13 protein-coding genes and 1 tRNA gene are annotated in these 16,098 nt (G+C 54.7%); 7 read left to right on the top strand and 7 right to left on the bottom strand.

Annotated elements, in window-relative coordinates; genetic code table 11:
- The first annotated feature begins 41 nt into the window (after nt 1-41).
- Nucleotides 42-1,166 carry a flavodoxin-dependent (E)-4-hydroxy-3-methylbut-2-enyl-diphosphate synthase gene (ispG, locus tag C8N30_RS17185; protein WP_025061558.1) on the top strand — a complete coding sequence of 375 codons (1,125 nt, stop codon included), beginning with the start codon at nt 42-44 and terminating at the stop codon, nt 1,164-1,166.
- Here ispG and C8N30_RS17180 read toward each other — a convergent pair.
- Nucleotides 1,163-2,359, bottom strand: a complete 1,197-nt coding sequence (locus tag C8N30_RS17180; RefSeq protein ID WP_025061559.1) for a UbiH/UbiF family hydroxylase — start codon at nt 2,357-2,359, stop codon at nt 1,163-1,165. The two genes, ispG and C8N30_RS17180, sit on opposite strands and share 4 nt — an antisense overlap.
- Before the next feature lie 11 nt (nt 2,360-2,370).
- A complete protein-coding gene (locus tag C8N30_RS17175; RefSeq protein ID WP_025061560.1) occupies nt 2,371-3,018 on the bottom strand; it encodes a pyrimidine 5'-nucleotidase in 648 nt (215 codons plus the stop codon).
- A 109-nt stretch (nt 3,019-3,127) separates the two neighbouring features.
- Between C8N30_RS17175 and C8N30_RS17170 the strand changes: the two genes are divergently transcribed.
- Entirely contained in the window at nt 3,128-3,793 is a 666-nt protein-coding gene (locus tag C8N30_RS17170; protein ID WP_025061561.1) for a GntR family transcriptional regulator, read from the top strand.
- Here C8N30_RS17170 and C8N30_RS17165 read toward each other — a convergent pair whose 3' ends face one another.
- Both C8N30_RS17165 and carA read right to left on the bottom strand, forming a co-directional pair.
- Nucleotides 3,794-5,668, bottom strand: a complete 1,875-nt coding sequence (locus tag C8N30_RS17165) for a glycosyltransferase (protein ID WP_025061562.1) — start codon at nt 5,666-5,668, stop codon at nt 3,794-3,796.
- Nucleotides 5,669-5,756: 88 nt separating this feature from the next.
- A complete protein-coding gene (gene carA, locus C8N30_RS17160; protein WP_025061563.1) occupies nt 5,757-6,929 on the bottom strand; it encodes a glutamine-hydrolyzing carbamoyl-phosphate synthase small subunit in 1,173 nt (390 codons plus the stop codon).
- 239 nt (nt 6,930-7,168) lie between these two features.
- On the opposite strand from carA, the gene C8N30_RS17155 reads away from it, so the two are divergent.
- Complete coding sequence (locus C8N30_RS17155; RefSeq protein ID WP_025061564.1) at nt 7,169-7,630, top strand: GatB/YqeY domain-containing protein; 462 nt, start codon at nt 7,169-7,171, stop codon at nt 7,628-7,630.
- Between the two features lie 15 nt (nt 7,631-7,645).
- Here C8N30_RS17155 and C8N30_RS17150 read toward each other — a convergent pair whose 3' ends face one another.
- Together C8N30_RS17150 and ctaD are read right to left on the bottom strand one after the other, a co-directional pair.
- Complete coding sequence (locus C8N30_RS17150; RefSeq protein WP_025061565.1) at nt 7,646-8,128, bottom strand: DUF2244 domain-containing protein; 483 nt, start codon at nt 8,126-8,128, stop codon at nt 7,646-7,648.
- Between the two features lie 325 nt (nt 8,129-8,453).
- A complete protein-coding gene (ctaD, locus tag C8N30_RS17145) occupies nt 8,454-10,124 on the bottom strand; it encodes a cytochrome c oxidase subunit I (protein ID WP_025061566.1) in 1,671 nt (556 codons plus the stop codon).
- A 293-nt stretch (nt 10,125-10,417) separates the two neighbouring features.
- On the opposite strand from ctaD, the gene C8N30_RS17140 reads away from it, so the two are divergent.
- On the top strand, nt 10,418-11,689 hold the full coding sequence (locus C8N30_RS17140) for a PAS domain-containing sensor histidine kinase (protein ID WP_025061567.1): 1,272 nt from the start codon (nt 10,418-10,420) through the stop codon (nt 11,687-11,689).
- 12 nt (nt 11,690-11,701) lie between these two features.
- Nucleotides 11,702-12,148 carry a response regulator gene (locus tag C8N30_RS17135; RefSeq protein WP_051567122.1) on the top strand — a complete coding sequence of 149 codons (447 nt, stop codon included), beginning with the start codon at nt 11,702-11,704 and terminating at the stop codon, nt 12,146-12,148.
- A 6-nt stretch (nt 12,149-12,154) separates the two neighbouring features.
- Here C8N30_RS17135 and lipB read toward each other — a convergent pair whose 3' ends face one another.
- The gene (lipB, locus tag C8N30_RS17130; RefSeq protein ID WP_025061569.1) at nt 12,155-12,820 is read right to left on the bottom strand and encodes a lipoyl(octanoyl) transferase LipB; all 666 of its coding nucleotides are present in this window, start codon (nt 12,818-12,820) and stop codon (nt 12,155-12,157) included.
- A 544-nt stretch (nt 12,821-13,364) separates the two neighbouring features.
- Between lipB and C8N30_RS17125 the strand changes: the two genes are divergently transcribed.
- A tRNA-Leu gene (locus C8N30_RS17125) sits at nt 13,365-13,450 on the top strand.
- A gap of 2,026 nt (nt 13,451-15,476) precedes the next feature.
- Complete coding sequence (locus C8N30_RS17120) at nt 15,477-15,893, top strand: response regulator (protein WP_025061571.1); 417 nt, start codon at nt 15,477-15,479, stop codon at nt 15,891-15,893.
- The last annotated feature ends 205 nt before the right edge of the window (nt 15,894-16,098 follow it).

Genomic DNA, 16,098 nt, shown 5'->3' with positions numbered 1-16,098 from the left:
TAGCTACTTATGATATGTCTTAACTGTCCAGTGAGGTTGACATGTCGCTCAATCATATCCGTCCATGGCGCAATATTTATCGCCGCAAGTCGCGCCAGATTATGGTGGGAAACGTTCCCGTGGGCGGTGACGCCCCGATCACTGTTCAGACAATGACCAACACTCTGACCACTGATGCCCGCGCGACCATCGCGCAAATTCAGGCCGCAGCAGATGCAGGGGCGGACATCGTGCGGGTTTCTGTACCCGATGTCGAAAGCTCTAAGGCCCTCAAAGAAATCGTTCGCGAAAGCCCTGTGCCGATCGTGGCTGACATACATTTCCATTACAAGCGCGGTATCGAAGCGGCAGAAGCAGGGGCCGCCTGTCTGCGGATCAACCCCGGCAACATCGGAGACGAGAAGCGCGTCAAGGAAGTGATAAGGGCCGCACGCGATAACAACTGTTCTATCCGCATCGGCGTGAACGCAGGTAGCCTTGAAAAGCATCTGCTGGAAAAATACGGTGAGCCATGTCCCGATGCCATGGTAGAGAGCGGTCTGGATCACATAAAAATCCTGCAAGACAATGATTTTCATGAGTTTAAAATCAGTTGCAAAGCATCGGATGTGTTTATGGCTGCTGCTGCTTATCAGCAGCTTGCCGAAGCCACGGATGCGCCAATCCACCTTGGGATCACCGAAGCGGGCGGATTGATTTCCGGCACCGTCAAATCCGCCATCGGCATGGGCAACCTGCTGTGGATGGGTATTGGCGACACGATACGTGTGTCGCTCTCGGCTGATCCGGTGGAAGAAGTGAAGATGGGGTTCGAGATCCTTAAGTCACTTGGCCTGCGGCACCGTGGTGTAAACATCATTTCTTGCCCGTCTTGCGCGCGGCAGGGCTTCGACGTGATTAAAACAGTCGAAGCCTTGGAGAAGCGGCTTGAGCATATCAAGACGCCAATGAGCCTTAGTATCATCGGCTGTGTCGTGAACGGACCGGGTGAGGCGCTGATGACTGATGTCGGGTTTACTGGTGGTGGTGCTGGGTCCGGCATGGTCTATCTTGCGGGCAAACAAAGCCACAAGCAGGACAATGCCAGCATGGTTGACCATATCGTCGACCAAGTCGAGGCCCATGCAGCCAAGCTTGAAGCGCAGGCGGCGGCCGAAGAAGCTTAACGCATCCCCAACCCCATCTGCATGAGCATTTTGCGTACTGGCGCTGCGCCATACAGGGCGCTCAGGCCCGCAGCACGTACATCGCGGGCAAGCGTGTTGCTTGCCTGACTTGCACGGTTTAGCAGGTCGATGCCACGCACACGCAGTCTTATATCGCCGTATCGAGCCTTGTGATAGGCCTCCAGCATCTGCGTATCTCCCAAGGCATCGGGGCGGGCTTGCGCCAGATCAAGCAGAGTAGTGATATCGCTCAGTGACATGTTTAAGCCCTGCGCGCCGATGGGCGGCATCACATGGGCGGCCTCTGCAATCAGCGCAACGCGCTCGCTGTTCAAACGCTCGGCATGCTGGGTGATAATAGGCCAGATCTGGCGACGGGTAACGAGGGTAAGCGGGCCGAAATGGTGGGTCGACCTAATGGATGCCTCTTCCTCGAAGGTCTGTATATCCATTTCCATCCGGTCTTGGGCCACGCGCCCTTCGTCCATCCAGACCACCGCCGAGCAAGGCATGCCATCACGGTCAGGCAGTGGGACGAGTGTAAACGGGCCGCCGGTGCGGTGCACCTCCGTCGAAACATTCTGGTGCGGGATTGGGTGCGTGACAGCGAACACAATCGCTTTTTGCCCATACCGCTGTGTGCGGACCGAAATGCCTGCCGCTGTGCGCATCGGTGACCCGCGTCCATCGGCGGCGATCACGAGTTTGGCCTCAACGGTGTTGCCGTCGGATAAGGTAACTTTTGCGGAGCCTTCACGTGTAAAAAGCCTCTTGGTCCCGATACTTGGGCGAAATTCGACTGTCTCCAGCATTTCCAGCCGCGCGAACATTTCGCGGCGGAGCAACCAGTTGGGAAAATTCCAGCCGAAGGGCAGCTCGGATATCTCTGAGGCATCAAATTCGCGGATGACGCGGGGTGCGGGCTCTGCGCCGCCGGCGTCGATGATCCGCATGATTTGCAGTGGCGCTGCATGGGGGGCAAGTGCATCCCAAAGGCCGGCCTGCTCCAGCAAGGTGCGCGCAGGTTGCAGCATTGCGGTCGAACGCAGATCGGAAACTTCGGAGGTCCCATCGGTGACAGGGGGGGTCGGATCGACGCAGATAACGTGAAAGCCCGCCGTGCCAAAGGCCGCAGCCGCTGTAAGCCCCGCAATGCCGCCGCCGGAAATCAGAATATCGCAGGTATCGGGCATGCCCAGCCTCTCTATTTTAGCAAACTGTCGAGAAAGGAAGATAGGTCGGACGTGTGGAATTGCACATGCGGCGCGTCCGCACGTGTGGGCGCCACATGCACCGTGCGCATGCCCATTGCATGGGGAACGGCCAGATTGCGCGGCTCGTCCTCGAACATGGCGGCAACCTGCGGGATCAAGGCATCAAGAGCAAAGACACGGTCAAAGGCGGCGCGCTCGGGTTTTGGCAAAAAACCTGCATGCTCGACCCCGTAGACGGCATCGAAGAGGCCTGAAAGACCCCGTGCGGCCAATACGCGTTCTGCATAGGGGGCGCAGCCGTTGGTATATACAATTCGCCGCCCGGGCAGGGCGCGGATACGTGCGGCCAGTTGAGGATCAGGCGTCAGGCTATCCATCGAGATATCATGCACATCCTCCAGATAGGGTGCAGGGTCGACGTTATGCTCACGCATCAGACCAGCCAACGTGGTACCGTGGGTCTGCCAGTAATGCAGGCGCAGGCGGTCGGCTTCGGCGCGGGTCACGCCAACGCTCTCCATCACCCAGTTGGTCATACGCACTTCGATCAGATCGAACAGGCGCGCCTCGGGCGGATAGAGGGTGTTATCAAGGTCGAAGACCCAAGTGTTTACATGTGAGAATGCTTCGCTGGACATGATCCTTTCGTAGGGCCGTGACAGCTTCTGTGCAAGAGGGTGATCATGGGTAGGCGTGAAACGAAACAGAGGTTATGGTTGATAATAAACCTAATGAAAGGGCCAACTTATGCCCCCCGCTCTTGCTAATGGCCGTTCGGGTCAAACCGACGCCTATTCGATGATCCTCGACGCGATCGATACTGGCATCTACCGGCCCGGTGACCGTTTGGTAGAGAGCGAACTGGCCGAGCGTTTGGGCATGTCACGCACACCTATCCGCGAAGCGTTGCAGCGGCTCGAGACGCAATCGCTGTTGGTGCGGGACGGACGCAGTCTGATCGTGGCCTCCCTTGACCATAACCAAATGGCCGAACTCTACGTCGTGCGCGGGGAGTTGGAGGGGCTTGCTGCCCGCCTCGCGGCGCGTAATGCAACCGAAGAAGAAGTGCGGCTTCTGCGCGAAATGGTGGAGGCCGATAATATGCTCCTCGAGCATCCAGCAGCACTGGCCCGCGCCAATAGGCGGTTTCATAAGCAGATCCATCTTGCCTCACATAACCGGTTTTTGGTGCAACAGCTGGATCTCGTTCACCGTTCCATGGCGCTGATGGCGACGACATCACTGGCGGTGGTCGGGCGCGGAAAGATCGCGCAGGAGGAGCACGATTGCATCGTTTCGGCAATTGAGGCGCGCAACGGTGATGCTGCGGATGCAGCCCTGCGTGCGCACATCTCCGTTGCCTTCGCCACAAGGCTCAAGCAAGAAGCGGCCAAGCGCGAGGCAGAGGCCTGATCAATCGGGATCATTAATCCCGTGCTCGGTCTTGTCCCAATAGAAGGGTTCTACGACGAACTCTTTGAGGGCTTTATATGCCGATAGGGCCGCCATCGGAAAATAAAACGGTAGGGTCAGGACATATATCATCAAGTGGCGGTGCTCCTTGCGGGAGACGGAAACCATCGAAATGGTTAAATTGATGATCTCTGAAAAGATAAAGAAAACTGCCATGGAAGTGGCGACCGGCGCGCCGAGTGTGTGGGCGACAGGATGCTCAAACCCCGCCAACGTGATCCAGAAGCTCCATAAAAGAGGAGCGAAAGCGAATTGTGCAAAGGTTGCCAAAAGCAGTGTTTGTACGCCCAAAAACCTTAGCCAACCCAGATCGCGCAGCAGGGCGCGCGGTGACTGCATATGGACCAACCATGTGATCAAAAATCCTTTCAACCAGCGCGATCGCTGCTTTACCCATGGCCATGCACGGCAATTAGCCTCCTCAAAAGTCACTGTCGGGATAAGCTCGGTGACATAGCCATGGCGTGCCAGACGGATGCCCAGATCGGCGTCTTCGGTTACGTTATGGGCGTCCCAACGGCACAACTCCTCGAGAACGGTGCGACGAAAGAACAGCGTTGTCCCCCCCAGAGGAATAACGAGGCCCAGACGTGCGACGCCGGGCAGCACCATGCGCCACCACGTTGCATACTCGATCGCAAAACACCGCGAAATCCAGTTCGTGCGCGCGTTATAATAATCCAGAACGCCTTGAAGGCATGCTACATTCTTCGGCGCATCCTGAAAACGCGTAACAACTTTTTCGATCTGATCGGGTTCGGGCGCGTCCTCTGCGTCCCAGACACCGACGATCGAACCACGGCAAAAATCCAGCGCATAATTAAGCGCGCGCGGTTTCGTGGTCAGGGTCCCTGCGCTGGGCACTTCGATGACGCTGATCCAGGAGGGCAGGTCGGTACGCGCGAGTGTCTCGCGGGTGATCGTATCGCTTTGCTCGAGGACCAGAACAATTTCCAACAAGGATTTTGGATATGTCAGGCGGGTAAGGCGTTGCACCAGTTTGCCTGCGATCTCCTTTTCATGCAGCAGCGGCACCAGAACCGAGACCTTTGGCATGGGAAAGGGGGGTCGTTCGAGATGTTTCGAGCAGGTTGTCACTTGTGACATGTTTGAAAGCTGCGCGCCGAACGCGGCCAGTTTGAAAACTGTACTCATCAGCAATGTCACGAAGGCGATCAGCACTCCGATTGTGATGGTCCATAATGGAGCCAATAAAAGGGCGGCAACAAGGCTGACCAACAGGCCAATCGCAAGATACAAGCGCAGGCCTGATGTGGGTGCCCAGTTTCGGCAGCTTTGCGCTGCGGGCAGACGGGTTGCCGCTTTGAGTGCAAGTTCCGCCCCATAGAGCATGCCGATATGCTTCCGGATATGGGCTTCATGTACAAGAACTGGCAGCATACGGCGACCACGATCCCCCATTGCGATGCGCAAACTGTCGAAATCATCCGGACTTCGGGTGCCTACAAGAAGCAGGTCGCCCATACGCAACCACGGCACACAACGGTATTTCAGGCATAACTCGGAAGGGAGTGCCGAACTTAGCGTTTGATCGGGGGGATCGGATACCAGATCGGCAAAAGGGATATTATGCTGGCGCGATATCATGTTCAGCACGTCGTCCGAACTGGCCAGTCCTTCCGCCACAAGGATTTCACCCAGAGGGGCATCAATGTGTTGCTGCAAGTTTAGGGCGTGGACCAAATCAGACTGGGAAATGATCCCCGCATTGACCATTATCCGACCAAGGGGCAACTGCTCATGTTGTGGTACGGCCACCTCCGGATCGGGCAACCGTAAGAAAAGGTCGCTCATCGAAGGCTCACCTGAAATCGTTTCTAATCAGTTAAAACGATTTCAGATAAACGTTAATGAACGATTAATTTCCGTTATGAGAGGTGAATTATGCGGTTGTCGCTGCTGTTCGCGCCGCCATTGCCTCTGCAAACCTCTCAAAGAGGTAATAGCTGTCTTGCGGTCCTGGAGATGCCTCTGGATGGTGCTGGACGGAATAGACGGGGCGGCCATCCATTCGGATACCGCAATTCGAGCCATCAAAAAGCGAGCGGTGCGTCTCTGTTACCCCTTGGGGCAGGGATTGGCTGTCGACAGCGAAACCGTGGTTCATGGACGTGATTTCGACCTTGCCGGTCTCCACGTCCTTGACGGGGTGGTTGGCGCCATGGTGGCCATGGCTCATCTTGATCGTGCGGCCGCCAAGGGCGAGGGCAAGCATCTGGTGGCCTAGGCAAATGCCAAATACAGGCATGTCGGTTTTTTCGAGTACGTCCTTGATCATCGGAACGGCATAAACACCTGTCGCTGCCGGATCGCCGGGGCCATTGGACAAAAACAGCCCGTCAGGGTTGTGCGCCATAATATCATCGTAGGTTGCACTTGCAGGGAGTACGGTTACGTCACATCCCGCCGAGGCGAGGCAGCGCAGGATATTACGCTTTGCGCCATAATCAATTGCGACGACCTTGTGTGTAGGAGCGGTTTGGGGCGCGTAGCCCTCGGGCCATGCCCAACGCATCTCGTTCCAATGGTACGATTGTGCGCAGGTGACATCTTTTGCGAGGTCCATTCCCTCGAGGCCCGCAAACTCGCGCGCCGCGGCAACGAGTGCGGCGATATCGAAGTTGCCGTCAGGGTTATGGGCAAGAGCAGCATGGGGCGCGCCCTGCTGACGGATGGCACGGGTCAGTCGGCGCGTATCGATCCCGCCAATCGCAATGCGCCCGCGTCCGGCCAGCCAATCCGACAGGTGCTGCGTTGCACGCCAGCTGCTGGGGTCGGTAGGCATCCACTTCACCACCATACCGGCAGCAACGGGATCGGCGGTCTCGTCATCTTCCGGATTGGTGCCTGTGTTTCCGACATGGGGGAAAGTAAATGTAACGATCTGGCCCGCATAGGAAGGGTCTGTCATGATTTCCTGATAGCCGGTCATTGCGGTGTTGAAGCACATCTCGGCCACGGTCTGGCCTGTAGCTCCAAAGCCGATCCCGTAAAAGATGGACCCGTCTGCCAGTACAAGGCAAGCGGTGGGATGTGTCGGAGCAGCAGAGGCCATGGTCATATCCTTCATTCAGCCGTGGGCCAAAAGCGGCCCGCAGGGGGGGACAAAGCGGGGTTAACCCGGTTCGGCAAACGGTAGATACCTATAGTGGGGCAGGGGGCGGGTCAAGATCATCAGCCAAATGAATAATCTATAATTTTCAGTGCTTTACTGGCCTATGAAACGCGTTGCAAGTAATCGGACAATTGAGTATTCTCGGCGCTCTTGGAATGAGTATTTTAAAAGGCGCCCCCATGGACCTTCGTACCCGCATCAGCACCGACCTCAAGCAGGCAATGAAAGACAAGGCAGTTGACCGTCTATCGACACTGCGACTGGTGAATGCCGCAATCAAGGACAAAGACATCGACGCCCGCGCTGAAGGCAATGATGATGGTGTCGGTGACAGTGAAGTGCTCGCTATCCTTGGCAAAATGGCCAAGCAGCGGCTTGAATCCGCGCGTGCCTATGAAGAGGGCGGTCGTCTTGATCTGGCAGAGCGCGAGCGCGAAGAAATTTTGGTGATCGAGGAGTTTCTTCCCAGACAGCTCGACGCTGACGAAACCAAAGCCGCGGTCGATTCTGCGGTTAAGGAAACAGGTGCCACGACGATTCGTGATATGGGCAAGGTGATGGGCGTACTAAAAGCCAAATATACCGGCCAGATGGATTTTGGCAGCGTAGGCGCAGTCCTCAAGGATCGTCTGTCTAATTAGCGAAATACGGCTGTCTCAGCGGCGCAGGACGCGCTCGAGATCCTCAAAGAGCGCTATCCGCTCTTCCTCGCTCAGGAATGCACCAATCTCCACTTCGCGGCCTTTGCCGCGCAGTGTGACGTAGTTTGGTACCGGTCCTTCGTCCTCGTATTTTGTGACTTTGGTCCAGTAGCGATCACAATCCCATTCTTGTACATCGCCCTTCGGGTTGATGCGGGTAAGGCGGGCCAGTGTCTCGTCCAGAACCAGCTCCTCGCTGATCTGGCGTGATTTGTAGTTACGTTGCAGCGCCCAATACATCCCCCATACCGCAGCCAACGTGAAGGGCAGGAGTCCCCATAAAATTGGTGAGCCAAGCAACGGCAGAACAGGGATCGAGATCAGCGTAAATGTTGTAAGGACAAACGCCGCCATCCCGCGTGCGGGAAGCGAATTATGGGGCCACAGACGCATCTTTTGGGGGGTGCTTTGGGGCGGTGATATCCATTCATAAGGCATGTCTGACAGTTAGCCGAGATAGCGGGGCAATCAATGCGACAATATGTAATTGGTCAATTTCCGGTGGTTTTCTGCACGCTTAATATAACGGGCTATCATGCTTCAACGATCATGACAGCGAGAGGTCGACATCCGTTGAAAGACTTATGAACGCTTGTTTGAGATCATTTTAGACAAGCAGCTTATATAAGAGCATACAAAAAAAGAGCCCCAACCGCCGTTGGAGCCCTTTGTTTTATTTCTAGGGAAGAGCCCTAGGATCTCTCTGCTTTGTGCTGAACGATACGTGAATGTTCAGTACCAGCAGATTTTCGTTTTTGCCCGATTAGTGGTGGGCTTTGTCCCAATCCGACTGGACCGGCAGCTGTTCGAAAGTATGCTCAGGTGGCGGGGAAGACAGTGTCCACTCAAGCGTATCAGCATACTCATTCCATGGGTTGTTCGCGGTCACACGCTTACCGCGTGTCAAAGTCCAAGCCATCACTCCGAAGAAGAAGATGAAAGAACCAAACGACAGGAACGCACCCAAGCTTGACCACCAGTTCCAGTAAGCAAAGGCATCGGGATAGTCGATGTAGCGACGTGGCATACCCTGACGACCCAAGAAGTGCTGTGGGAAGAATGTCAGGTTTGCACCGATGAACATCGCCCAGAAGTGCAGCTTACCTGCCCATTCGGGATACATGCGGCCCGACATCTTGGGCAGGTAAAAGTAGATCCCTGCAAAGATGGTGAACACAGCACCCAAGCTCATCACATAGTGGAAGTGCGCAACCACATAGTAAGTGTCATGATAGTAGCGGTCCACGGCTGCCTGGGAGAGTACGATCCCTGTAACGCCACCTACGGTGAAGAGAAACAGGAAGCCGAAAGCCCAGAGCATGGGTGTCTCGAACGTGACAGAGCCACCCCACATTGTTGCAATCCACGAAAAGACTTTGACGCCTGTCGGTACCGCAATGACCATGGTTGCAAGCATAAAGTAGGCTTGCTGGTTAAGGCTCATACCGACCGTATACATGTGGTGTGCCCACACGACAAAGCCCAGTGCACCAATCGCGATGATCGCCCAAACCATGGGCAGGTAACCGAACACGGGCTTGCGCGCGAAGGTCGCAATGACGTGGGAGATAATGCCAAAGCCGGGAAGGATGATGATGTAGACCTCAGGGTGACCGAAGAACCACAAAATGTGCTGGTACAGAACCGGATCACCGCCGCCTGCTGGGTCAAAGAAGGCAAAGCCGAAGTTGCGATCCATCAGAAGCATCGTGATAGCACCGGCCAAAACGGGCAGGGACAACAGGATGAGCCATGATGTTACGAAGATTGACCATGAAAACAATGGAACCTTGAACAATGTCATGCCGGGGGCACGCATGTTCAGGAAGGTTGTAATCATGTTGATTGCACCAAGAATTGAGGAAGCACCGGATACGTGAACCGCGAAAATCGCGAAATCCATCGACATGCCGCCTTCCTTTACCGACAGTGGTGGATACAGAACCCAACCCACACCGGAGCCTGCCTGGCCATTTCCGCCCGGAAGCAGAACCGAGCAAACAGCCAATGAAGTACCGGCAACATAAAGCCAGAAAGACAGGTTGTTCATCCGCGGGAACGCCATATCCGGCGCACCAATCTGAAGGGGCATAAAGTAGTTACCGAAACCGCCGAAGAGCGCTGGAATAACTACAAAGAACATCATGAGGATACCATGACCGGTAATCAGAACATTCCAGAGGTGGCCGTTGGGCGTACATGTGGCGGAGGAATCAGCGATGAAACGCGCACCTTCCATACACATATATTGTACGCCGGGGTTCATCAGTTCCAGACGCATGTAAATCGTGAATGCGACAGAGATAAATCCGACAAATGCGGAAACGATCAGGTAAAGAATCCCGATGTCTTTGTGGTTAGTGGACATGAACCAGCGCGTGAAAAAACCGCGTTCGTCTTCATGGTCGTGCCCGTTAATGGCTGCGTCTGCCATGCGGTGCCTCCTAATAATGATGCTATTATGCAGATACGCCTGTTGGCAAAACGCACTGCGGACTTGGGGTGGTTCTAAAACCAAGTGGCCCACAGGGCAATGGGCGCGATGGTCGCAGGGCCAAGTATTTTTCCATGCTGGCCTTTCAGTCTGACGTGTCCCAACGCTAGGGTGACGGTTTTATTGGAATGGCTTGGATTTGAGGTATCGGGGGCTTTTTACAGTTGGCGGGTTAACAGAACTGTAAAGCTTTGTGGCGATGTTGTACCGAGTTAAACAACAGGTGCAATCTTGTGAGCTGTCCCGATCCGATTCCGGAAAACACACCTTCTGACGTGCAGGTAAACGACAGCGTGGCGACGTATGATGCCGCTGTTCGCGATAGCATGCCAACCGTCGACCGCGTGATGGGCCTAATGCCGGGTTTTGTTTACGTGTTTAATCACCAAACCTATTCGAATGACTATACGAACCGCTCTGTTGGGCTCCACCTTGGCTTCACCTCCGAGGAAATTCGTGCATTCGGTGCGGAAATGATGATGCATATTGTTCATGTGGATGATCATGCGGCACTCGGTACCCACATGGTACGAATCGGGAATCTCACGGGCGAGGATACTGCAACTCTGGAATACCGTGTGATTACCAAACACGGGGAGGAGCGTTGGCTTCGTTCTGTCGATGCTGTGTTTGACCGCGCACCGGACGGCAGCGTGCTGCGCCATATCGGTTGCGCCACCGATGTCACTGCGGAAAAACGCAGCGAGTTGCGCCTCGCGGAGCTGAACGTGGAACTCGAAAAGAAAGTGGCTGAGCGTACGAGCGACCTTGCTGCACTCAATGGCGCTCTGGAGAGCCGTATTGCCGAGCGGACATTCGAACTGCAGGATGCTGTCGATGAACTGGAGCAGCTGACCTACATTGCTACACATGATCTCAAGGTGCCGGTCAACAATTTGTGCCGTCTGGGATTGATGCTGGGCGAATCTGCCCATCTGCTTGCGGCCGATCAAGCCGAACAGGTCGGATGGATCAATGATTGTGCTGGACAGCTAAGTGCTAAAATCCAAGGGCTCGTGTTGGTGGCACAAATCAGACTAAGCAGTGTGCTGCCCGCAGAGCAACTCAATCTCCGCGCCGCGGTAGTCGATGCTGTCTCGCGGTTCGAGAAGACGCTGGTTCAGGAAGCGGTCGCTATCAACATCGATCCCAGTATTATAGTCAATTTTGCACGTTTCGAGTTAAACAGTATATTGTCCAGCCTGATTGATAATTCAGTTAAATATGCCGATCCGGACCGACCCCTGCGGGTCACATTTACCGCGGATCAGGTCGATGGGGCTGTTTCGCTGGTGGTGCGCGACAACGGCACCGGACTTGACGCAGATCGGGACAGGGAAAAAGTTTTCGGCCTGTTCCAGCGGGCCCACAAGGTGCCGGCTGGTAGCGGCATTTCGCTATATTGTGCGCGGCGCATGCTGCTCAGGCGCGGTGGCGATATGACTGTTTCTGGACGTCGCGGCCATAGTGCCGCTTTCCACGTTGAGTTTTCAAAATACTATTAAGGGGTATGTCAAATGATGGGCAATATGTTGAAGCCGGTAAACAGGATTTTGCTTGTGGACGATGACGCGGTCACAAACATGATGCACAGGCGCGTAATCGAGCGCTCTGGGCGCGTGAAAGTGATTGATGTAGCGACGGACGGTCAGGAGGCGCTGGATCTTTTGTGCGGTGATCTTGCAGCCAGACGTCCCTTACCGGAGCTGATTTTCCTCGACATCAACATGCCCGGCATGGGCGGTTTTGAATTTCTCGAGCATTATGCGAATTTGGCTATTGATCCCGATTCGCAGTTGATAATCGTAATGCTATCAACATCGTTGCTGGCTGCGGATCATGCCCGTGCAGAGGCTGATCCGAACGTGCACAGTTTTTGCGACAAGCCGCTGCGTGTCGAAAAGCTGCTGGAGCTGGTAGAAGAGTTTCAAAACCGGATGAAGCGGAAAACGCCGGTCTCTTAATGTTCGCTAGGCTATTTCGGGCACCTCTCCGAAAACATCCGCAAAACTGCTCCGCAGGGCGATGTCGACATCATCCATCGTTATCGGCAGACCTAGGTCAACAAGGCTGGTGACGCCATGATCCGTAATCCCGCAAGGGACTATGCCCTTGAAATGGTCCAGATCGGGCTCGACATTAATAGAGATGCCGTGAAAGCTGATCCATTTGCGCAGACGGATCCCGATGGCTGCTATTTTATCTTCCGCAGGCTGGCCGGGAATTATGCCGGAACGCTCGGGCCGCGTTACCCAAACACCGACTCGTCCCTCGCGAATTTCACCGGTTACATTGAACTGCGACAGCGTGGCGATTACCCATGCTTCGAGCTGTTCAACGAACCGGCGGACATCGCGACCGCGCGCGCCAACGTCGAGTATTATATATGCAACACGCTGGCCGGGACCATGATATGTATACTGCCCACCACGTTTGGTTGCAAAAACATCAAAGCGGTCGGGATCGGTGAGATCGGCGGACTTTGCCGAGGTGCCCGCCGTATAAAGCGGGGGATGCTCGACAAGCCAGATACATTCATTGGCTTGTCCTGCAATAACTGCAGCAACGCGCGCTTCCATCCAAGCTTCCGCATCACGAAAGCCGGTAAGGCCAGGAGAAATGATCCATTCAATCATAGGCGGGTTCTAATGTGACCGACGGAAAGGGGAAAGGGGTTTTCGCAAGCGCCGCATGACATCGAGTGTTGGCGTCAATATCGCTTCAGACGGGGGCGCTGCACCTACGCGAGACCCGTCTGATATCTTTGATATCGAAACTTCGCAGCTTTAAGTGGTCGTCTGTGGCGGAGGGGGTTCCTGCGCAATGCGGCAGGGGTAGCCAGATTGAGCCACCAAAAAGATCCTGGCGTTACTGCTGAATGGCCGGTCGCTGGCAATATGATCCGATCTGCGCGGCCGCCTTTTACAACTAACTATGAAAATCGCGGCAGCACTTAACACTTCAAGTTCGTGTAATGGCAGGGGCCTATCGATTTAGTAAAGTTACACAAGGGCATGACGCCGATAGCAAAGCGGCGCGTATATCTCGGATGCGGTGCAGTGATATGAAGGATATTTATCGTATATTTTCATTAGAATGGGTGGTCATGCTTTTTTGTTCAATATTGCCTCTTGAGGTATCTTGCGGCCCACGCTATTGGAGGCCCACCATCCATGGCGTGCGGTCGTGGCGGAATGGTAGACGCGCAGCGTTGAGGTCGCTGTGGGGTAACACCCGTGAGAGTTCGAGTCTCTCCGACCGCACCAACTTATTCTACTTTTGCCATAATTTCTAAAAGCTTAGCTCTAGGCCGATGACGCTGGCCCACCCTGTGGTCCATCTTTCGAGCAGTCCTTGATCGTCCAGCGTTTCAACTCCCCACGCTAGGAACTTGCTATCCCCTGCGGTCCGCATCCATTGTTTCTAAGCTTTGAGCTTCCCCCTGTAAAACCGTTGAGTTGTGGACACGCGCATTTGCCTTCCCGCATCGGTCCCTTGGTGGTGGCCTTTCAACCTTCAGCGACCCCTCATTCCTGCGCGCGGGGGGCAGTATCAGCGATTGCACTGGACTTGCACTTCGGTCCTAGAGGCTGAAACTGCAAAGAAAAGCACGGCCCCTTGTACTGCTTCACTTAAACTTCGCGGCAATCGCTCTTGGCTCTTGGACCAAATGGCGAATCTCTAGCACGGTCTTTTTACGTTACTCGTGCCGATAGTTGGGATGTTGCAGACCAGACCTGTAGCCGCCGCCTGCACCATGCATCCGACACACCGCCCAACTACGCACGGCAGATTTTTTGCATAGAATGCCAGAGCGCTTTAAATGGGGAGTGCATCGCGGCGACTGGTGCATCCTTTGCTTGGGGTTATTGTTACTTTTCAATTACGCTCTCGCCCTGTCTCGACATTGCCCAAGGTAGCCTGATCGCCACCCTCGACGGTGACGTGTTGCACGGTGACTGTTCATCGCCGCCGTTGCGGTGCTTGCGCAAAGCCTCCATTTGGGCCGCGTAGGTGCCCGCCAGCTTGTTATATGCCTTGGTCCTTCCAAGCTCTTAGCATAAGCCATAGAGCGCCCGGCGCGTATCATCGCCACATGTGTCACAGCCATCTTCACCGCCAACATCTGCTCAACTGCGTCACGTGGGGAAAATTCGGATATGGGTTCAACGATAAAGACACGCTCATCGTTTCCCTCCAGATCGTCGCTGCTTTCATCTGCATTGAGAGCCTTCATGCCGTGGCGAAAACAAACCGGCCAGCCTAGGATCCGTGGTGCCGAATATCTTTGAAAGGGTGTCCGCTTCGTTGATCGTGATGTGCTGCCGTGTTTCAGCGCTACCCGTATTGGTGAAGCCCGGTCTGTTGTGTCGGTTCTGTGTCTCTGCCGTCATGCTTCCTGCGAAAGGCTAGATGTACGTATGTACTGATGACGGTGCCGCGCTGCGTCAAAAGTGCCCCCTGCGGCACTATCATTGTGACAGGGTGCCTTAATGGTGGTGCGGGGCTTTTGTTTTTCTGGCGACGGTATGAAGTCCATGGTTGCAAGTTTCAGGGTATCGGTGGGGTATTCAGCAATAGTCCGCTGTGATTATTTCCCGAGACCAGATGCCCCTGAGTGCGGGGCTTGGGCCATCACGATAAGCCCCGCTCCTCCAGTTTTGAAAACCATCTGCCGACCGTGTTGCGGTGTGCGTTGACGGCTTCTGCCGCATCCTTGTGGCTGAGAATAACGCGCCCGATGTTCGATCCGCTAAAGCGCCGTTTTAGCTCGGTATAGAGCGCCCTTGGTCCTAAAGGCAGGGTCCGCCACGAGGGGATTTGATGAGCCTTTTTCATCTTAATATGGCGTGGCAGGTGACAGCCATTTCCGTCGCCGACACTGCGTGCGGAGGTCCATGCCTCCCAGTCGAAATCGACCAGCTTCAGAAGGCTTTGTCTAATGCCTTAACCTCAATCCGTCGTCACTTTTGCATCGTGTCGGTAGTGTTTGATAAGTTTGAGCTGATTTTCCCCTTTTTATCACGCCTCCGCTGCCGCATCCTTTGGTAAATTTGAAACTTTAAGCCCAGCGAACAAAGGCTACTACTTATGCGGGCTACTTTTCACCGCAATGAGAACCCACTCGTGCCATCATCGCCGGTCATTGTTCCACCATAACAGTTGGGCGCGGCAACAACTGTCACCTTGTGCTGTGGCAACTGAGACTGAAGCGCTGACCTGATCCTGATTTCGTGAAATTTCTGCATGACGTTAAGGAATTATTAAGCAAGAAATAGGACTTCATTGGAAATGACTTTTAATTCTCCTGTTATTCTCCACGTCGATGACGAGCATGTCACGTTGGAATTAATCCGGCTCGCTCTTGAGGAGATGGGTGGAATTCAACTTATCCAGTGTAGTTCTGGTCGGCAGGCCGTGGAGTTGGCCAAGCGGCATGCCCCGGATTTGTTCTTGCTTGATGTAATGATGCCGGAAATTGACGGGCTCGAAACCCTTCAGCTGCTGCGTGAAATTCCGGAATTCGAGCATACGCCCGTCATTTTCCTAACAGCAAAGATTATGCAGGAAGAACAGAAGACGCTTTTACAGTCTGGAGCGAGGGCAATCATAAATAAGCCATTTGATGCGATGACAGTAGCATCCAACGTTGTATCCATCTGGAGCGCTGCATTCCAAGATCGGATTGCTGACCTTCGCTCTGGGTGATGGTTCTGTTCATTTTTTTTCAGGATCTGCTTGCTCAAGTGGATGACGGCCTGCTGCTGGCGCGTTTTTGTTGGGAATAACATCCGGCGGCAAATGAAAAGAAAGGTGGCATGAGCTCCGTTGCTGTCCCTAGAGCGGACGGAATGCAATCTGGTCGCTAAGGTATGCGTCGCAGCCGGCGGTCGCCATCGACCCCGCAAAGGAC

Source organism: Sulfitobacter guttiformis, assembly GCF_003610455.1.
Taxonomy (GTDB): Bacteria; Pseudomonadota; Alphaproteobacteria; order Rhodobacterales; family Rhodobacteraceae; genus Sulfitobacter; species Sulfitobacter guttiformis.
This window is presented reverse-complemented; position numbering and strand designations above follow the sequence as displayed.